The organism is Streptomyces sp. MUM 203J, assembly GCF_022414595.1.
Classification (GTDB): Bacteria; Actinomycetota; Actinomycetes; order Streptomycetales; family Streptomycetaceae; genus Streptomyces.
Genome location: NZ_JADWYO010000002.1, coordinates 1 through 19,221, shown reverse-complemented (window position 1 = coordinate 19,221; position 19,221 = coordinate 1). Strand labels below are relative to the sequence as shown.

The window sequence follows — 19,221 nt, the reverse complement described above, 5'->3', positions numbered from 1 at the left end:
CTGACCCCGAGGGTCGGGGCCCGTTCGCGTGTGGGCGAAGCCCCGCAGGTCACTGCGCATCCCCCCGGTATCCTCCAGGTGTCCGTCACCTGACTGCCGAAGGGCCCATCCGTGAGCGCCATCCGCCCGGCTGCCGTCGTCGTCCTCGCCGCGGGTGAGGGCACCCGCATGAAGTCCAAGACCCCGAAGGTCCTGCACGAGATCTGCGGGCGTTCCCTCGTCGGGCATGTGGTGTCCGCCGCACGGGAACTGGACCCCACGCATCTGTGCGTGGTCGTGGGGCACGCCCGCGAGCGGGTCACCGCACATCTGGAGGAGCGGTTCCCCGGGACCCGGACCGCCGTGCAGTACGAGCAGAACGGCACCGGGCATGCCGTGCGCATGGCGCTGGAGGAGCTGGGGGACGTCGACGGGACCGTCGTCGTGGTGTGCGGGGACACCCCGCTGCTGTCCGGCGAGACCCTGAGCGCCCTCGCCGCCACCCACTCCGCCGACGGGAACGCCGTCACCGTGCTGACCGCCGAGGTGCCGGACTCCACCGGATACGGGCGGATCGTGCGGGACGCGCAGACCGGCGCCGTCACCGCGATCGTCGAGCACAAGGACGCCTCCGACGCGCAGCGGGCCATCCGGGAGATCAACTCCGGGGTGTTCGCCTTCGACGGGCGGCTGCTGGCGGACGCGCTGACCCGGGTGCGGACGGACAACAGCCAGGGCGAGGAGTACCTCACGGACGTGCTGTCCATCCTGCGCGAGGCCGGGCACCGGGTGGGGGCCTCCGTCGCGGCCGACCACCGGGAGATCCTCGGGATCAACAATCGCGTCCAGCTCGCCGAGGCCCGGGCGCTGCTCAACCGGCGGCTCCTGGAGGCAGCCATGACGGCGGGGGTCACCGTCGTCGATCCGGCGTCCGTGCAGGTGGATGTCACGGTCACCTTCGAGCCCGACGCGGTGATCCACCCCGGCACGCAGCTTCTCGGGGACACGCATGTCGGCGAGGACGCCGAGGTGGGGCCCAACACGCGGCTCAGGGACACCCATGTGCACGCGGGTGCCCGGGTGGACAACACCGTCGCCGACTCCGCCGTCGTCGGCGCGGGCGCCTCCGTGGGGCCGTACGCCTACCTGCGGCCGGGGACCCGGCTCGGGGCCAAGGCCAAGATCGGGACGTACGTCGAGACGAAGAACGCGAACGTCGGAGAGGGGACGAAGGTGCCCCACCTGTCCTACGTCGGTGACGCGACCATCGGTGACCACACCAACATCGGCGCCGCCTCGGTCTTCGTGAACTACGACGGGGAGAAGAAGCACCACACGACGATCGGGTCCCACTGCAAGACCGGGTCGGACAACATGTTTGTGGCTCCTGTCACGGTCGGGGACGGGGCCTACACCGCTGCGGGCTCGGTGATCACCAAGGACGTGCCGGCCGGTGCGCTGGCCGTCGCCCGTGGTCAGCAGCGGAATATCGAGGGCTGGGTGGCTCGCAAGCGCCCGGGGAGCGCCGCCGCGCGGGCCGCGGGAGCGGCCTCCGGGGAGGCGGGCGGCGAAGGCTGACCGAAAACGCGTACGCCGGACTCGGCGTAACGTGATACGTGCACACAAATTCGGCTGGTTCGCGGATCGGGACACGCGGCCAGGGAACACGTCTGAGGAGACAAGTGCTGTGACCGGGATCAAGACGTCCGGCGAGAAGAAGTTGATGCTGTTCTCCGGCCGCGCCCACCCCGAGCTGGCGGAGGAGGTCGCACAGCAGCTGGGTGTCGGTGTGGTGCCGACGAAGGTGTTCGATTTCGCCAACGGCGAGATCTACGTCCGGTACCAGGAGTCGGCGCGCGGCGCGGACTGCTTCCTGATCCAGAGCCACACGGCACCGATCAACAAGTGGATCATGGAACAGCTGATCATGATCGATGCGCTGAAGCGTGCCTCGGCCGCGAGCATCACCGTGATCATCCCGTCGTACGGCTACGCCCGGCAGGACAAGAAGCACAAGGGCCGTGAGCCGATCTCGGCCCGCCTCGTGGCCGATCTGCTGAAGACGGCCGGCGCGGACCGGATCCTGACCGTGGATCTGCACACGGACCAGATCCAGGGCTTCTTCGACGGTCCGGTGGACCACCTGACGGCGCTGCCGGTGCTGACGGACTACGTGGGCCGGAAGGTGGACCGGTCGAAGCTGACCGTCGTGTCCCCGGACGCGGGCCGGGTGCGGGTCGCGGACCGCTGGTGCGACCGGCTGGACGCGCCGCTGGCGATCGTGCACAAGCGGCGCGACAAGGACGTGGCGAACCAGGTGACCGTCCACGAGGTCGTCGGCGAGGTCGAGGGCCGGGTGTGCGTCCTGGTCGACGACATGATCGACACGGGCGGCACGATCTGCGCCGCCGCCGACGCGCTGTTCGCGCACGGCGCCGAGGACGTGATCGTGACGGCGACGCACGGCATCCTGTCGGGTCCGGCCGCCGACCGGCTGAAGAACTCGAAGGTGAGCGAGTTCGTGCTGACGAACACCCTGCCGACGCCGGGCGAGCTGGACCTGGACAAGATCACGGTGCTGTCGATCGCGCCGACGATCGCGCGTGCGGTGCGTGAGGTGTTCGAGGACGGCTCGGTGACGAGCCTCTTCGAGGAGCAGGCGTAACGTTCCTGACCTGAGGCGTTCGCGAGGGCCGTCCCCTGCCGAGGGGGCGGCCCTCGTCGTGTGCGGGTGATCGAGTTGGGTGAGCTCGGGGCGCCGCGTAGACTGGTCGGGTTGCTCGGCGAGGGAGGCCGTGCCGCCGGAGGGATCCGGTGGTGGCGGCGGTCCGTTATCGACGCGCTCTTCGTAGCAGGCCCGTGCCGTCCAGTCGTGGCCGAGTGACCACGAGTGTGATGTCCGTCTGACGCGTTACGAGGAGTGTGCTATGTCCGAGGTGAAGATCTCCGCCGAGGCCCGTACCGAGTTCGGCAAGGGTGCCGCCCGCCGTACCCGCCGCGAGGGCAAGGTCCCGGGTGTGCTGTACGGCCACGGCACCGAGCCGGTCCACCTGGCCCTTCCGGGTCACGACCTGATGATGGCCCTCAAGACCTCGAACGTCCTGCTGACGCTGGACATCGCGGGCAAGGGCCAGGAGCTGGCGATCGCGAAGGCCGTGCAGCGCGACCCGCTGAAGGGCTTCCTGGAGCACGTCGACCTGCTGCTGGTGAAGCGCGGCGAGACCGTCGCCGTCGAGATCCCGGTCCAGACCGAGGGCGACCTGGCCCCGGGCGGCAACCTGCTGGACCACGTCCTGAACGCGCTGCCGGTCGAGGCCGAGGCCACGCACATCCCCGAGTCCCTGACGGTCTCCGTCGCGGGCCTGGAGGCCGGCGCCTCCGTCCAGGCGAAGGACATCGCGCTGCCGACCGGCGTCTCGCTGGCCGTGGACGGCGACACCGTGGTCCTCCAGGTGCTGGCCGCGCAGGCCGAGGAGCCGGCCGCCGAGGGCGAGTCCGAGGCGGGCGCCGAGGCCTGAGCCTGCTCCTGAGCTGCTCTTGATCTGATGTGGGGGGTGCTGCCGAGCACCCCCCACTTTCCTCTGGAGGCTTACGCGGATGACGACGGACGGCGCCGGTGCTCCCTGGCTGATCGCGGGGCTCGGCAACCCGGGCCCCGGTTACGCCGGGAACCGGCACAATGTCGGCTTCATGGTGGCCGACCTCCTGGCCGAGCGGATGGGCGGTTCGTTCAAGCGGCACGGCAAGGCGCAGGCGCAGGTCGTGGAGGGCCGGGTGGGTCCTCCGGGTCCGGCGGGGTGCCGGGTGATCCTGGCGAAGCCGATGTCGTACATGAACCTGTCCGGCGGGCCGGTGGTGGCGTTGCGGGACTTCTACAAGGTGCCGGTGGCGCGGATCGTGGCCGTCCACGACGAGCTGGACATCGACTACGGGACGCTGCGGCTGAAGCTCGGCGGCGGGGACAACGGGCACAACGGGCTGAAGTCGATGACGAAGGCGATGGGCGCGGAGTACCACCGGGTGCGGTTCGGCATCGGGCGCCCGCCCGGGCGGATGCCGGTGGCGGACTTCGTGCTGAAGGACTTCTCGTCGGCGGAGCGCAAGGAGCTGGACTACTTCGTGGACCGGGCGGCGGACGCGGTCGAGTGCCTGGTGACGGAGGGGCTGGAGCGGGCGCAGTCCGCCTACAACTCCTGAGGTCCGGCACCTGGCGTCCGGCCCGGCTGCTCCCATGGGAATTGACGGAGCGCGGTGCCATGGCCAAGGATCGCGTGTCCATGAGCCCCAAGAAGCGGACCCCCGCCCTCCTGTACGCCCGTGACGCCGCGATGGTGCTGGTGGCGCTGTTGCTGGTGGTCGCGGGTGTGTGGGCGTCCTGGGGCACGGCACAGCATGTGCTGCTGTCCAAGGGGCGGACGCACGGCATCATGACGGTCACCGGGTGCGGTGCCGACGTGTGCACGGGTCGGTTCGCGCCGGACGACCGGGCGGGACCGTCGCGGACGGACATGACGATCGCGCGATCGGTGGCGGTGGAGAAGGGCGAGCGGTACGCGGTGGTGGTGAAGCCCGACACGACGGAGGTCGTCCGCACGGGCTGGGCGGGCGGCCTGTACGCGTGGCTGCCCCTGGGGGGCGCGTTGCTGCTGGCCTCGCTGGTGGTGGGCGGCGGGCTGCGGTGGCCCCGGGTGGCGTGGGCCTCGGGGATCGCGGGCGGGGTGCTTCTGGTGGCGTCGTTCCTGGCGTTGTGACGGAACTTCTACGGAACTCCGTACAACCATTTCAGGTTTGACTCAACTGTTATCCGGGATCATCCGGGCAGACCGGCATTTTAGGGACGCATGGGGTTCTTTTCGCTTGACGGTGTGGCCGGGACGTAAGGAAGCTGAGCCGCCACCCTCCACGGCCCACCCTTCTGACACGTTGGACTGCCCATGCGCACCCTTTCCAAGACCACCGGCGCGCTGGCGGCGGCTGCGGCCTGCTCGCTGCTGCTCGCCCCTGCCGCGCACGCCACGGAAACCCCGGACACCTACACCATTCCGCTGCACCAGGCGAAGGACCTCCCGCTGACCGCCACCTCGTGGACCGGTGACAAGGAGCAGACCTGCGCGGACATTCCGGCGGACCAGGACGGCTGGCACTTCGTGCTCAAGGGCCGCAGCTACGAGTTCGTCGAGCTGACGGTCGTGTTCGAGAAGGACGGCGAGAAGGTCATCACGTCCTTCGGCCCGCCGGACGCCAAGCACGCCTTCGCGGCGTCGACCGCGGGTGACACGCTGGTGTCCGCCGAGGCCGTGGTCAAGGGCCTCAACAAGAAGGGCAAGAAGACCGACTGGTTCAACCTGTCGCACACCTGCCCGGCGAGCGACGTCCCGGACGACGAGGAGAGCCCGAGCACCGAGCCGAGCCCCTCGTCCTCGGAGCCCACGAGCACGGAGACGCCCAGCACGGAGCCGACCCCGTCGGCCTCGGAGCCCACGAGTTCGGAGACCCCGAGCACCGAGCCGTCCTCCTCGCCGTCGGAGACGATGCCGGGCGGGACGACCCCTTCGGCCGCGCCGTCCGCGTCGGAGTCGGAGGGCGCCTCGACCGGTGACCTGGCCGAGACCGGCAGCAGCACCCCCGTCGGCGCCCTCGCCGGTGTCGCCGCCGCGCTGGTCGCGGGTGGCGCGTTCCTGGTGCTGCGCCGCCGCAAGAGCGCCCAGCAGCACTGACGTACCGCTGTCAGAGGGAGGGCCCCCGCCCGAGCGTCCGGCTCGGGCGGGGGCCCTCTTCTGCTGCGCGCTCGGGCGTCAGCCGGTGTTGCGCAGGCCCGCGGCGACGCCGTTGACCGTGAGGAGGAGGGCCCGGGCGAGCAGCGGGTCGGCCGGGGCCTCGGCGGCGGCGGCGTCGCGCTGGCGCTTCAGCAGGGCCACCTGGAGGTAGGAGATCGGGTCCAGGTAGGCGTCGCGGATGGCGAAGGTCTGCTTCAGGACGGGCTGGGCGTCCAGCAGTTCACGCTCGCCGGTGATGTGCAGGACCTGTTCGACCGTCAGGGCGTGCTCGGTCTCGATGCGGTCGAAGACGTGCCGGAGGTCGTCCGGGACGAGGGTCTCGACGTAGTGGCGGGCGATCCGCAGGTCGGTCTTGGCGAGCGTCATCTCGACGTTCGACAGGAAGTTGCGGAAGAAGTGCCAGTTCTCGTACATCTCGGTGAGCACGTCGTCGAGCCCGGCCTCCCGCAGGGCCTTGAGGCCCGAACCGACCCCGTACCAGCCGGGGACGATCTGGCGGGACTGGGTCCAGCCGAACACCCACGGGATGGCGCGCAGTCCGTCGAGTCCGGCGCCGGAGTCGGGCCGTCGCGACGGACGGGAGCCGAGGTGGAGGTCCGCGAGCTGGTCCACGGGGGTGGAGGCGAAGAAGTACGCGGGGAGGTCCGGGTCCTCGACGAGCTGCCGGTAGGCGGTGTGGGCGGCCTCGGAGACGGTGTCCATGGCGGCGTCCCAGCGGGCCAGGGCCTCATGCGTCTGGCGGGGCGCGGTGTGCAGGGCGGAGGCCTGCAGGGTGGCGGCGACCGTCAGCTCCAGGTTCTCCCGGGCCAGGGCCGGGATGAGGTACTTGTCGGAGATGACCTCGCCCTGCTCGGTGACCTTGATCTCGCCCTCCAGGGTGCCCCAGGGCTGGGCGAGGATCGCGTCGTGGGAGGGGCCGCCGCCGCGGCCGACGGTGCCGCCGCGGCCGTGGAAGAGGCGGAGCCGTACGCCGTAGCGGTGGGCGACGTCGCGCAGCCGGCGCTGGGCGCGGTGGATCTCCCACTGGCTGGTGGTGATGCCGCCGAACTTCGAGGAGTCGGAGTAGCCGAGCATGACCTCCTGGACGTCGCCGCGCAGCGAGACGAGCCGGCGGTAGGAGGGGTCGGCCAGCATGTCGTTGAGGATGACGTCGGCGGCGCGCAGCTCGTCGGTGGTCTCCAGGAGCGGCACGATGCCGATCCTGGCCCAGCCGGCGTGGAGGTCCACGAGACCGGCCTCGCGGGCGAGGACCGCGGCGGCGAAGACGTCGTCCGCGCCCTGGCACATCGAGATGATGTAGGACTCGATGACCTCGGGACCGAAGCGCTCGAAGGCTGCCTTGATCGTGTGGAAGACGCCGAGGGTCTTCTGCCCGGCGGCGTCCAGGGGCGCGGGGGTCGGGGCGAGGGGCCTGCGGGAGCGCAGCTCCTTGGCGAGGAGCTTCTGCCGGTAGTCGCGCGGCATGTCGGCGTAGCGCCAGGACTCCTCGCCGAGCCGGTCGAAGAGCTGGCCGAGGGCGTGGTGGTGGGCGTCGGCGTGCTCGCGGACGTCCATGGTGGCGAGCTGGAGGCCGAAGGCGGCGAGAGTGCGGATGGTGCGGTCGAGCGCGCCCTCCGCGAAGAGCCCGCCGCGGTGCTGCCGCAGGGAGTTCTGGATCAGGCTGAGGTCGTGGAGCAGCTCGGCGGTGCCGAGGTAGTCGCGCCCCTCCTGGTGGGGCGTGCCCTTGGCGAGGCGGTCGCGGGTGTTCTCCAGCTTCTGCCGGATGCAGGTGGCCTTGAGGCGGTACGGCTCCTCGGCGTTCAGCCGCTTGTAGCGGGGGCTGATCTCGGGGAGCCGGTCGAGGTCGTGCTGGAGGGAGTCGAGGAGTTCCTGGCGGGCCCCGGTGTAGCGGATGGAGTTGGAGAGCAGGCCGCGCAGCTCGTCGATCATGGCGAGGGCGTCGTTGAGGCCGTGCTCGTGCTGGAGGATCAGCACTTCCCAGGTGACGGCGGGGGTGACGTTCGGGTTGCCGTCGCGGTCGCCGCCGATCCAGGTGCCGAAGGTGAGGGGGCGGGTGCCGGGCGGCAGCTCGACGCCGACCCGGTCCAGCTCGGCGGCGAGGTCCTCGAGGACGTCCCCGACGGCCCCGAGGTGCAGTTCGTCGAGGTAGTAGATGGCGTTTCGGGCCTCGTCGGCGGGCTCGGGGCGGACGACCCGCAGTTCGTCGGTCTGCCAGATGAGGTCGATGTTCTCCGCGAGCCGCAGGTCGTGGCGGCGCCGGTCGGCGGCCGTGACGGGCTCGTCGAGGAGGGCGCCGATGCGGCGGAGCTTGTTGAGGACCGAGCGGCGGGCCGCCTCGGTGGGGTGGGCGGTGAACACCGGCCGCACGTTCAGATGCCTGACGCTGTCCCGTACGTGCTGGGGGTCGCCGTCCTTGAGCATGTCCGCCGTGCGGGCGAGCAGCCCGCCCTCGGCGGCGCGCTTGGCGCGCAGCTCCCGGCCGCGGTGGACCTGCTCGGTGACGTTCGCGAGATGGAAGTACGTCGAGAACGCCCGTACGAGCTTGGCGGCGGTCTCCAGCTCGGTCCCGCGCAGCAGCTCGGCCGCGGCGTCTCCGTCCTCGCGGGTGAGGCGGCGGACCTTCTCGACGAGTTCGAGGAGCTCGGGCCCCTCCTGCCGTACGAGGGTCTCGCCCAGCAGGTCACCCAGTCGGCGGATGTCGGCACGCAGCTCGGTGCGGGCGGCGTCGGTGCGGGCGGTGGGGGTCTGGTCGGCACTGCTCACAGGTGCGGCTCCTTGCAGTGATGAGCACGTCTGGAGGGGTACTGCTGTGGTGTCCCCGGGGATGCCCCTTCGAACTCGTGGCCGGTTTCGCTGGGAAGTTCCCTGCGGGGACCTGCGGACCGCGCTGTCCGACGACACCCAGGATAGGTGTCCGGTCGGGCCACGCCGTCAACAGCCCTCTTGCCGCCGGGCCGCGCGCTGCCATACTTACGATGCCGTAGGTTACGGGACCGTAGGGATGCGCTCCCCGTGTTCCACGCGCATGTGTCCGTACGCATGTGTTCACGCGTGTGTTCACGCGCATGCCCTTTCCGCGCATGCCCTTGCCGCGTTCCTTCAGTCCCTTCTCCCCGTCGTTTCCTCACCCCCCAGGGATTTTCATGACCACGAGCCCCGAGGTGCTCCGGCGCACCGCTCAGGACTCCGCCACCGAAACCGAGACCGAAACCGAGACCGCCCCGGCGCGCGCCGGGGCACCGTCCGCGACGCTGGGCGGCGACAGCAAGGGGTCGGTCGAGCAGATCACCCTGGGGCTGTTCATCGCGGTCCCGTTCCTCGCGCTGGTGGCGGCGGTGCCGCTGGCCTGGGGCTGGGGGGTGAGCTGGCTGGATCTGGGCCTGATGACGGCGATGTACTTCATCGGCTGCCACGGCATCACGATCGGCTTCCACCGCTACTTCACGCACGGCTCCTTCAAGGCGAAGCGCCCGCTGCGGATCGCATTGGCGATCATGGGCTCGCTCGCGGTCGAGGGGCCGCTGGTGCGCTGGGTGGCGGACCACCGCAAGCACCACAAGTTCTCCGACGCGGAGGGCGACCCGCACTCGCCCTGGCGGTACGGCGAGACCGTGCCGGCCCTGCTGAAGGGCCTGTGGTGGGCACACGTCGGCTGGATGTTCGACGAGGAACAGACGCCGCAGCAGAAGTACGCGCCGGACCTGATCAAGGACCCGGCGATCCGCCGGATCTCGCGCCAGTTCGTGCTGTGGACGGCGGTGTCGCTGCTGCTTCCGCCGCTGATCGGCGGGCTGGTCACGATGTCGTGGTGGGGCGCCTTCACGGCGTTCTTCTGGGGTTCCCTGGTGCGGGTGGCGCTGCTGCACCACGTCACCTGGTCGATCAACTCGATCTGCCACGCGGTCGGCAAGCAGCCCTTCCGGTCGCGTGACCGGTCGGGCAACGTGTGGTGGCTGGCGATCCTGTCCTGCGGCGAGTCCTGGCACAACCTGCACCACGCGGACCAGACGAGCGCCCGCCACGGCGTGCTGCGGGGACAGCTGGACTCCAGCGCCCGGCTGATCCGCTGGTTCGAGAAGCTGGGCTGGGCGTACGACGTGCGCTGGCCGACCGAGGCCCGGATCGCGGCCCGGCGGCGGGAGTCGTCCGCGAACGCGGCATGATGGACGGCGTGGCGATCGACGGCAGTGGCAGTATCAGCAGCAGTGACAAGCCCCGGCGGGGACGCCGGGTCCGGATGACGGGCGCGGAACGCCGCCAGCAACTGCTCGACATCGGCCGGACGCTCTTCGCGGCGAAGGGCTTCGAGGGCACGTCGGTGGAGGAGATCGCGGCGAAGGCCGGGGTGTCCAAGCCGGTGGTGTACGAGCACTTCGGCGGCAAGGAGGGCCTGTACGCGGTCGTGGTGGACCGCGAGATGCGGCAGCTCCTGGACATGGTGACGGGCGCGCTGACGGCCGGGCACCCGAGGGAGCTGCTGGAGCAGGCGGCGTTCGCTCTGCTGGACTACATCGAGACGTACACGGACGGCTTCCGGATCCTGGTACGGGACTCCCCGGTGGCCCAGTCGACGGGTACGTTCGCCTCGCTGATCTCGGACATCGCCACGCAGGTCGAGGACATCCTGGGCCTGGAGTTCAAGGCCCGGGGCTTCGACCCGAAGCTGGCGCCGCTGTACGCGCAGGCGCTGGTGGGGATGGTCGCGCTGACCGGGCAGTGGTGGCTGGACGTGCGCAAGCCGAAGAAGGCGGAGGTGGCCGCGCACCTGGTCAACCTGGCCTGGCACGGCCTGGACGGGCTGGAGCCGAAGCCCCGCCTGATAGGCCACCGCAAGAACTGACCCCTGGACGGCGACGGGGCCGGGCTCATGCCCGGGCGGTTCGTCGCGGCGGCCCGTGCCCAGGCGGCCGGGTCAGCCGGCGGACCCCGTCTTCCGGGCGACGGCGAACAGCCGCCGGAACGGGAAGGCCGTGCCGTGCGGACCCGGAGGGTAGGCCCGGCGCAGCAGGTCGCGGTACTCGGCGAGGAACTCGGCGGTGGCCTCGGGGTCGCCGTCCAGAGCGGTGAGGACGGGCCGCAGGGCGGTGCCCTTCACCCAGTCGAGGACCGGGTCCTCGCCGGCGAGGAGCTGGTGGTACACCGTCTCCCAGACGTCCGCCGCACAGCCCAGATCGGTGAGCCGGTCCAGATAGGCGGCGGCGTCCAGGATGTGCACGAAGCGGCGGCCCCGGTCCCCGAGCCGGTCCCGCCAGCGGGGGGTCTCGCACAGCTCCCCGAGCAGGGCGTGGCTGGGTGAGGTGAAGTTGGCGGGCACCTGGAAGGCGAGGGTGCCGCCGGGCGCGAGGCCGTCCAGCCAGACGGGGAACGACTCGGGGTGGTTGGGGACCCACTGGAGCGCCGCGTTGGAGACGATCAGGTCGTACGGCTCGTCGGGCACCCAGTGCGCGACGTCGGCCTCCCGGAAGTCGAGCCAGCCGCCGCGCGCGGTGGTGCCGGAGTACTCCTTCTCGGCCTGCTCCAGCATCTCCGGCGACAGGTCGAATCCGGTGATGTGGGCCTCGGGCCAGCGGTCCGCGAGCAGCGCGGTGACATTGCCCGGGCCGCAGCCGAGGTCCGCGATGCGGGCGGGCCGGCCCTCGCGGGTGGCGGGCGGTTCGGGGATGCGGGCGAGCAGGTCGTGGAACGGGCGGGTGCGGTGGCCGGAGTGCCGCAGGTACTGCTGGGGATCCCAGACGGGTGCGACGGGTACGGATCGGGCGGTGTGCATGCTTCCCCCTTGCCGGAACGTGGGCCTTCCATCTCTCAGACGGAACGCTGCTCCACTTGGGGCACACTCAATCGTCCGGCATGCGATTTCTCCATGTCAAGAGACTTGATGTGAAGATAGTTGACAACGAGAGACTTCATGTCGACAGATCGCCTACACTGATCAGTCATGGAGGACGAGGTCGACCGGTTGGTCGCTGCATGGCGCCGAGAGCGCCCGGACCTCGACGTGGAACCGCTTGAGGTCCTCAGCCGCGTCTCCCGCCTGGCCCGCCACCTCGACCGGGCCCGCCGTATCGCCTTCTCCGAGCACCAGCTGGAGCCCTGGGAGTTCGATGTCCTGACATCGCTGCGCCGGGCCGGAGCCCCGTACCAGCTCTCCCCCGGCCAGCTGCTCACCCAGACGCTCGTCACGTCCGGCACCATGACCAACCGCATCGACCGGCTCGCCAAGAAGGGCCTGGTCGAGCGGCTGCCCGACCCGACCGACCGGCGAGGCGTCCTCGTCCGCCTCACCACCGAGGGGCGCGACCGCGCCGACCAGGCCCTGGCCGGGCTGCTGGACCAGGAGCGGGCGATCCTGGCCCGGCTGTCCCGTGAGCGGCGCGCCGACCTCGCGGCCCTGCTACGCCAGCTGACTGCCCCGTTCGACAACACTCCCGGCTGACTCGGCCGGGCCCACCCCCGCCCGCCGGGCCAGCGCGACCGCGGCCAGCGTGGAGTGCACACCCAGCTTCCCCAGCACGTTCTGCATGTGCGTACGGACCGTGTGCGGCGACAGGAACAGCCGCTCCGCGACCGCCTTCCGGCCCAGCCCGGCGACCATGCAGCGCAGCACCTCCTGCTCGCGCGGCGTCAGCGACTCCACCAGCCGCTCGCTCTCCGTACGGTGCCTGCGCGCGGCCGTCAGCTCGCGCAGCACCCCCGTCAGCAGCGCGGGCGCCAGATGCGTCTCGTCCCGCAGGACGCCCCGGATCACGCCCAGCAGGCGCTGCAGCGAACAGTCCTTGGCCACCCAGCCCGACGCCCCCGCCTGGAGCGCCAGCGCGGCGCGCCGCGGGTCGTCCCGCTCGGCCAGCACCACGACCCTCGTGTGCGGCTGGGCCCTGCGCACGGCCGCCACCAGCGAGATCCCGTCCACGACACCGTCCGCCCCGCCGCCGTCCGGGACGACCCGGGGGACCGGCTGCGGCACACCGGGCACGGCGACGCCCCCGGGACCCGCGGATGCCGCGCCCAGGTCGGCGTCGACGAGCAGCACGTCGAACCTGCGGCCCTCGGTGGCCGCACGGTCCGCACAGCGCAGCGCGGCCGGGCCGCTGCCCGCCGCGGAGACGTCCACATCGGGCTCGGCCGCCAGCGCGGCGGCGAGCGACTCGGCGAAAATCCGGTGATCGTCGACCACGAGAACCCGGATACGGACCACTGACACCCCCAAAGTGTCGAGGAGCGACCGGCAGCCGCGGATACGGCGCCCGGTGTGAGGCGTTCACATGCGCGCACGACCGCCGCCGTGCAGTGACTGCCACCCCACCCCGGGCGCCGTACCCGACTGTCTCGCCCCCTGATCAGCACCGGCCCCCACCGGTGCCGCTCCTCAGCGTACGGCCGTACGCGCGCACAGGAAGGCGATTTGCAGAACTGACCGACCAGGGTGTTTCCCGTGGTACGCGTGTGTCTTTCTGTGTCGTTCCACGGCGGAAACCGACCGCACAAGATCCGGAGATCGCCGTATCCGACGCACCGTCACCTCGCCTTCGCGAAGGCCCAGGCGTCGGCCACGATCCCGGCGAGATCCGGGCGGGAGGGCTTCCAGCCGAGCCGCTCGTGGGCGGCGGCGGCCGAGGCGACGAGGACGGCCGGATCACCGGGCCGCCGGGCCGCCATGACCTCGGGGACCGGGTGGCCGGTCACCTCGCGGACGGTCTCGACGACCTCCCGCACGGAGAAGCCGCTGCCGTTGCCGAGGTTGCAGATCAGGTGCTCCCCCGGGGTGACGGCGTCCATGGCGAGCAGATGCGCCTCGGCCAGGTCCGCCACGTGGATGTAGTCGCGGACGCAGGTGCCGTCCGGGGTCGGGTAGTCGTCCCCGTACACGGAGATCGCCTCCCGCTCGCCCAGCGCCACCTGGAGCACCAGCGGGATGAGGTGCGACTCGGGGTCGTGCCGCTCGCCGTACACGCCGTACGCGCCCGCCACGTTGAAGTACCGCAGGGAGGCGGCGGCCAGCCCGTGGGCGGTGACCTCGCCGCCGATCATGTGGTCCACGGCGAGCTTGGAGGCGCCGTACGGACTGGTGGGGGCGGTCGGGTCGGTCTCCGTGACCGGCGTCGACACCGGCTCCCCGTACGTGGCGGCCGTGGACGAGAAGACGAGCCGCCGCACCCCGTGCTCCCGCATCGCGGCCAGCAGCGCCATCGTGCCGCCGACGTTGTTGTCCCAGTACTTCTCCGGCTTCGCCACGGACTCCCCGACCTGCGAGTACGCCGCGAAGTGCAGCACCCCGGCGAAGGACGGGTCCAGGTGGCGGGCGGCGTCCTGGACCCGGCCCTCGACGAAGGCGGCGCCGTCCGGGACGGCCGCGCGGAAGCCGGTCGACAGGTCGTCGAGCACGGTGACCTCGTGCCCGGCCTCCAGCAGATGCGCGGCGACCACGCTGCCGACATAGCCCGCCCCGCCGGTCACCAGATACTTCATGACGTCGTCGCCACCTCTCTCAGTCGCCGGGCCGCGATCAGCCGGCGGCACGTCGTTGATGAACACACTCATGCCGGACGCGGAGCCGGCGAGGTGCTTCAGCTTGCCGGATGTCCGGCGAATGGCGAAAAGCGCCGGGCGGCGCGGACGGCTGGTCCTTCCCGAAGACCCGGTCGGGCCGCCTCAAGACTTCCGGACGGACCTGTGGGAACCCTGTGCGGGCGCCTGCCGAGGACCTCAGGGGCGGGGCGGACCCCGTACGGCCCCCCGCGCCGGGTGCGGGAGGTGCCTGCGCCCCGGAACACCCGCGACGGCACCGGGCAGGAGCGGGGGCGCGGCGGTCAGAACCGGCGCGGGATGCCCGGGAGGCCCTCCGCCGCGCGGTCGAGAAGGCCGGTGCGGGCGGCCAGCGCGGCGGCCTCCAGGCGGGAACCGACGCCCAGTTTCATGAGGACGCGCTGCACATGGGTGCGGGCGGTGCTGGTGGCGATGCCCATCCCGGCGGCGATCAGCCGGGTGTCCTCGCCCTCCGCGACCCGCACCAGGACCTCCACCTCACGCGGTGTCAGCATCCGCAGCAGCCGCTTGCCCTCGTCGTCCGGCGGGGCGACCGGGTTGAGCAGCTCGGTGAAGGCGCCCTGGAGCAGCTGCGGGGCCACCGCGGCCTCTCCCGCGCGGGCCTTCAGCATGGCCCGTTCGACGCCCTCGATGCGCTCGTCGTGGCGTACGTACCCGGAGGCCCCGGCGGCGAAGGCGGCGGCGATGCCGTGCGGGCTCGGCACGGGCCCGAGGACCACGACGGCCACCTGTGGACGGTCCCGTTTGATCCGTACGACCGGGTCGAAGGCGCCCGGCTCGGCCGGGGTGGCGGTGCCCAGCAGGCAGACCTCGGGGGCGCGGTTCACCACCAGTTCGGCGGCACCGGCGGCCGGTGCGGCGGCGGCGAGCACCCGGTGCCCGCGCAGCTTCAGAGCCGAGGCGAGCGCCTCCGCGAGCAGACGGTGGTCGTCGACGACCATCAGCCGCACGCCCATCGAGAACCCCCTCCCCACTGGAGACGGCCCCCCGGCCCTCCATGCCCCGGCAAGCTACACGCTTGTTCGACGCTCTGCGCCCCCTACTGGCGAGAAGCCCCCCACAATGTCGAAATCTTCGCCAATCAGGGCTACTTGAGAGGACACAGGGTGACGCGGGACGTCAACACAGGATGACGGCCCGGCGCGTCGCGATGGACGCACCGGGCCGCCGGTGGAGACGCCGGGGGCTACTTCGTGGTGAAGGCCAGCGCCATGTAACGGGCCTTGCCGACCTCGGAACTCAAGGGCTTGGAGATGTACTTGGCCGAGAGGAACAGCTTCCCGTCCTGGTAGATCAGCGGCACCGCGTCCCAGAGCGAGAACTCAACCTCCGTGATGCTCCGGTCGTCCGGGTTCTTCATCAGGACGGTCTGCTCGAAGGAACCGCCGTCGACGCTGACGATCTCACCGCCGGTGTTGTACTTGCCCGACCGGTACGCGATGAGGTTGCCGCCGTCCATCCGCACCGGGAACAGGGCCCGGTTCTCGCCCGCCTCCGCCTTGTCACCGGTCTGCTTGCCGGTCTCCAGGTCGAACGAGACGATCTCGTTCGTCCGGCCCACGTCGCCGTCCCTGCGCTCCTCCGTCGCCAGGTACAGGCGGCCGTTGCCCACGACCACCTTCTCGCAGCCGTCCACCTCGCGGCAGCGGCCGTCGTACTTGTCGCCCTCCGCCGTGATCTTCGCCTTGAGCTTGCCGTTCGTCTCGTCGATGGAGAAGTAGTCCGAGACGCGGCTGCCGTCACCCGCGGAATCGGCGACATCGGCCGCGACGACCAGGGGTTTGGTGGACACGACGGTCGCGTCGTCGACACCGGACGGCATCTTGTACGACGACAGCGGGGTACCGTCGCCCGGCTTGAGGTTCTGGATCATGACGGTGGGGTTGTCGAGGTCGCCGCAGGCACGGACCGCCACCAGCCCCTCGCCGCCGCCGTAGCCGAGGTCACGGCAGCGTTCGGTGTTGTCGTGGTGCCGCCAGCGCTCCTTGCCGGTGGCCAGGTCCCAGGCCGCGCCGCCGTGGACACCGCCCGCGGCGACCGCGTCACCGCCGATCGTGACCTCGTCGAACGAGAACTTGCCGTCACCGAGCGGGCCACCGCCTTCGATGGACCTGGACCAGAGCAGTTTGCCCGTGTCGAGGTCGAAGAGACCGACCTCGGTGCAGGGCAGGTACTTCTTCGCCTTGGTCGGCTCGGCCGCCTCGTACAGGATCACGGACTTGCCGTCCTTGGCCTTCTGGGACGCTCCGCAGACCTGGCCGGGCAGGTCGAGCTTCCAGCGCTGCTCGCCCTTGTCGAGGTCGTATCCGATGACGGAGCTGAGGTGCGGCTGGACGTAGTGCTTGTCGGTGACCCAGTGGCCTCCGACGATCTGCTGGTCCTCGACATCGGGCTCGACGATCTGGAAGGCCACCCGGGAGTTGACGTTCGCGGCCGGCTTCTCCTTGCCCCCGCCGCCGGCCGGGCCGTTGCCGCCGCCCTTGCCGCCCTCGGTGGAGCTGGTGCCGTCCTGGGCGACGGGCCTGCCCTCGCCTCCGCCCTTGGTGGCGGAGTAGACGACGCCGGCGCCGATGATGACGGCGCAGGCGGTGGCGGCGCCAATGATGATCTTCAGGTTGGTGGAGAGCTTCTTGCCCCCGCCGGTGGACGGCGCGGCGCCCGGGACGCCGGGCCCGCCGGGCGCGGCCTGGTGCATGGGCGCCGTCGGGTAGCCGTACGGGCCGGGGGCACCCGGCTGGCCCGGGGCCCCGGGGGCCTGCGGATAGCCGTAGCCGGGAGCGGTGGGCGGCTGCGCGGCCGGGGGCTGGGGCTGGGCCGCCGGGGCAGCGGGAGGCTGGCCCGGGGCCTGCGGGTAGCCGTAGCCGGGGGTGCCCTCGGGCGGCGGGGTGGGGGCGCCGAAACCACCGGCGGGGGGCGGGGTCGGCGCGCCGAAACCACCGGCCGGCGGCGGTGCGACGGGCGGGCCCGCCGGAGCCGGCGGCTGCGGGGGCTGCTGCGGCTGCCCCGCGGGGGGCTGGTTCGGGGGCTCGTTCGGCGGGGGCGGAGGCGGTTGCGTCATGGTGTCGTCGTACCTCGTGGGACGGGAGTCGGGAGGGGCGGAGGAGCCGGAGCGGGGCGGGCGCGGTGAGGCGCCGCACCCGTGCCGGTGCGGCGCCTGCGGGGCGCTACTTGCCGTACGCGATCATCGTCTTCGTCTCCAGCTCCTCCTTGTCGTTCCTCATGCCGCGGACACTGCCGTCGACGATGACGAACCGGCCGCCGGTGTAGGCGAACTTCGGTGTGAAGAAGCTCTTCTCGACGGCCGCCACCGACGCCGGGTGCTGGAGGAGCACCTTCGGCGCGCCGCCGCTCGCGGAGACCTTGGCGACGGCGCCGCCCTGCTGGTACCCGGGCTCGATGTAGACGAGCACGTCGCCGCCCTCCATCTGCACGGGGGTCAGCCTCTTGCCGTCACCCGCCGGGCTGCGCCACTTCGGCTTGCCGGAGTTCAGGTCGAAGGCCACCAGTTCGTTGGTGGCGTCCAGGCTCGTGCTCTCGGGCTCGGTCGCCATGTAGAAGGTGTCACCGGCCGCGACGACGCCGGTGCAGTTCTGGAGGCTGTCCCTGGAGAAGAGACGGCCTCCGCATTTCGTCTGGAAGCCCTCCTTCTCCTTGTCGCTGGAGAGCTGGGAGCGAAGGCTGCCGTCGTCCTTCAGGGCGAGGATGGCCCGCGACTTCTCCTTCTCGTTGATGATGTTGATGACCAGGGGGTCGACCGAGTACACCTTGCTCACCTCCCAGCCGCGCTTGATCCGGTACTTCCACTTGGCCTTGCCGGTCGCCGGGTCGACGCCCCACAGCTCGTGCTGCGGGTTGTCGAGGTCCTCGACCCGGCAGTTGGCCGCGGCCAGCAGCCGCTTGCCCGCACCGGCGAACGCCTTGGGCTTGCAGTTCCCGTCCGGCGCGCCCCAGAGTTCCTTGCCGTCGGCAAGCGAGAATCCGAAGATCCTGTTTCCGTTGGTGACCGTGACGGTGTTGTCGGCCGTCGCGAGCGTCACGTCCCAGATGTTGCCGAAGAGACCGGCCTTCGGGATCTCCCGCTTCCAGCCCTTCTTGCCGGTCTTGGCGTCGACGTGCTGCAGGACGTCGCATTTCGCCCGCTCGCCGGTGCCGTCCTTGACGGTGAGGACGAGGTCGCCGTTCGCGCTCGGGGCGGGAGTGGTGTCGCAGATGTCGGTGTCGAAGGCCACGCTCCACTTCTTCTTGCCGTCGGCGACGGAGAAGCCTTCGACGCTCCGGTACATGGCCTTGACGACGGTGTCGCCCACGACCCACGGGCCGTGCACCGTGGAGCCGTTGCGGGGCAGGTCCACGTCGTTCTTGACCAGCCACTGCACCTTGGCCTCGCCCGGCTGGACGCCCGCGTTGATGTCGTCGTTCCCGGCGCGGTCGCCGCCGCCGCTGCCGTCGCCCTTGTCGACCTCGTCGGAGGTGCCGGAGTCCTGCGTGGACTCGGACGTGGAGCTGGTGGGCTCGGCGACGGGCTTGCCCTCGTCGTCGCCGCCGCTGACGGCCCAGTAGGTGACGCCGCCGACCGCGAGCAGGCCCGCGGTGGCCGCGGCGATGACGATGCCGGTCCTGCCCTTGAAGACGTTCTTGCCGCCGGAGCCGGTGCCCGGCTGGCCGGGCGGGGGCGGTACGGGAGCCCCGGGGTACTGCGGCTGCGTGGGGTACCCGCCGTAGGGCCCGGGCTGCTGGGAGTACGGGTTGGGCTGCTCCCCGTGCTGGGCGTACGGGTTGGGCTGCCCCGGCTGTCCGTGCTGGGCGCCCGGATGCCCGTAGGGCCCGGGCTGCTGGGCGGGGGCGCCGGGGTAGCCGTAGCCGGGCGCGGGCGCGGCGGGCGGCTGGCCCGGGGCCTGCGGGTGGCCTGGGGCCGGGGGCTGCG

The 19,221-nt window shown here is 71.4% G+C and carries 16 protein-coding genes; 9 read left to right on the top strand and 7 right to left on the bottom strand.

Annotation, left to right across the window (positions count from 1 at the left end; genetic code table 11):
* The first annotated feature begins 111 nt into the window (after positions 1–111).
* The 6 genes from glmU to I3F58_RS01775 all read left to right on the top strand — a co-directional run bounded on the left by glmU (position 112) and on the right by I3F58_RS01775 (position 5,696).
* A complete protein-coding gene (gene glmU / locus I3F58_RS01800) occupies positions 112–1,557 on the top strand; it encodes a bifunctional UDP-N-acetylglucosamine diphosphorylase/glucosamine-1-phosphate N-acetyltransferase GlmU (protein WP_240106354.1) in 1,446 nt (481 codons plus the stop codon).
* Positions 1,558–1,666: 109 nt separating this feature from the next.
* The gene (locus tag I3F58_RS01795) at positions 1,667–2,644 is read left to right on the top strand and encodes a ribose-phosphate diphosphokinase (protein WP_240106353.1); all 978 of its coding nucleotides are present in this window, start codon (positions 1,667–1,669) and stop codon (positions 2,642–2,644) included.
* Positions 2,645–2,906: 262 nt separating this feature from the next.
* Positions 2,907–3,497: a 50S ribosomal protein L25/general stress protein Ctc gene (locus tag I3F58_RS01790; protein WP_240106352.1), complete on the top strand. Its 591-nt coding sequence runs from the start codon at positions 2,907–2,909 to the stop codon at positions 3,495–3,497.
* A 79-nt stretch (positions 3,498–3,576) separates the two neighbouring features.
* A complete protein-coding gene (gene pth, locus I3F58_RS01785; RefSeq protein WP_240106351.1) occupies positions 3,577–4,176 on the top strand; it encodes an aminoacyl-tRNA hydrolase in 600 nt (199 codons plus the stop codon).
* An 80-nt stretch (positions 4,177–4,256) separates the two neighbouring features.
* Entirely contained in the window at positions 4,257–4,730 is a 474-nt protein-coding gene (locus I3F58_RS01780; RefSeq protein WP_240106511.1) for a hypothetical protein, read from the top strand.
* 183 nt (positions 4,731–4,913) lie between these two features.
* On the top strand, positions 4,914–5,696 hold the full coding sequence (locus tag I3F58_RS01775; protein WP_240106350.1) for an LPXTG cell wall anchor domain-containing protein: 783 nt from the start codon (positions 4,914–4,916) through the stop codon (positions 5,694–5,696).
* 78 nt (positions 5,697–5,774) lie between these two features.
* On the opposite strand, the gene ppc is transcribed toward I3F58_RS01775, so the two are convergent.
* Positions 5,775–8,519, bottom strand: a complete 2,745-nt coding sequence (gene ppc, locus I3F58_RS01770) for a phosphoenolpyruvate carboxylase (protein WP_240106349.1) — start codon at positions 8,517–8,519, stop codon at positions 5,775–5,777.
* Positions 8,520–8,899: 380 nt separating this feature from the next.
* Here ppc and I3F58_RS01765 point away from each other — a divergent pair, with 380 nt between their 5' ends.
* Together I3F58_RS01765 and I3F58_RS01760 are read left to right on the top strand one after the other, a co-directional pair.
* Positions 8,900–9,919, top strand: a complete 1,020-nt coding sequence (locus I3F58_RS01765; protein WP_240106348.1) for a fatty acid desaturase — start codon at positions 8,900–8,902, stop codon at positions 9,917–9,919.
* The gene (locus tag I3F58_RS01760; RefSeq protein WP_240106510.1) at positions 9,919–10,596 is read left to right on the top strand and encodes a TetR/AcrR family transcriptional regulator; all 678 of its coding nucleotides are present in this window, start codon (positions 9,919–9,921) and stop codon (positions 10,594–10,596) included. Before I3F58_RS01765 ends, I3F58_RS01760 begins: the two co-directional genes overlap by 1 nt.
* 72 nt (positions 10,597–10,668) lie before the next feature.
* Here I3F58_RS01760 and I3F58_RS01755 read toward each other — a convergent pair whose 3' ends face one another.
* Positions 10,669–11,523 (bottom strand): trans-aconitate 2-methyltransferase, encoded by an 855-nt coding sequence (locus tag I3F58_RS01755; protein WP_240106347.1) that lies wholly within the window; start codon positions 11,521–11,523, stop codon positions 10,669–10,671.
* 168 nt (positions 11,524–11,691) lie between these two features.
* Between I3F58_RS01755 and I3F58_RS01750 the strand changes: the two genes are divergently transcribed.
* Complete coding sequence (locus I3F58_RS01750) at positions 11,692–12,189, top strand: MarR family winged helix-turn-helix transcriptional regulator (RefSeq protein WP_240106346.1); 498 nt, start codon at positions 11,692–11,694, stop codon at positions 12,187–12,189.
* On the opposite strand, the gene I3F58_RS01745 is transcribed toward I3F58_RS01750, so the two are convergent.
* From I3F58_RS01745 to I3F58_RS01725, 5 genes are all read right to left on the bottom strand, one after another.
* Positions 12,148–12,948, bottom strand: coding sequence for a response regulator transcription factor (locus tag I3F58_RS01745; RefSeq protein WP_240106509.1), 801 nt, complete (start codon positions 12,946–12,948; stop codon positions 12,148–12,150). The genes I3F58_RS01750 and I3F58_RS01745 overlap by 42 nt on opposite strands.
* A gap of 320 nt (positions 12,949–13,268) precedes the next feature.
* Positions 13,269–14,219, bottom strand: a complete 951-nt coding sequence (gene galE, locus I3F58_RS01740; protein ID WP_240106345.1) for a UDP-glucose 4-epimerase GalE — start codon at positions 14,217–14,219, stop codon at positions 13,269–13,271.
* Positions 14,220–14,560: 341 nt separating this feature from the next.
* Positions 14,561–15,253 (bottom strand): LuxR C-terminal-related transcriptional regulator, encoded by a 693-nt coding sequence (locus I3F58_RS01735; protein WP_240106344.1) that lies wholly within the window; start codon positions 15,251–15,253, stop codon positions 14,561–14,563.
* A 230-nt stretch (positions 15,254–15,483) separates the two neighbouring features.
* Positions 15,484–17,355 (bottom strand): collagen-like protein, encoded by a 1,872-nt coding sequence (locus tag I3F58_RS01730; protein WP_240106343.1) that lies wholly within the window; start codon positions 17,353–17,355, stop codon positions 15,484–15,486.
* A gap of 106 nt (positions 17,356–17,461) precedes the next feature.
* The coding region (locus I3F58_RS01725; protein WP_240106342.1) for a PQQ-binding-like beta-propeller repeat protein at positions 17,462–19,221 on the bottom strand (1,760 nt) is incomplete at its 5' end.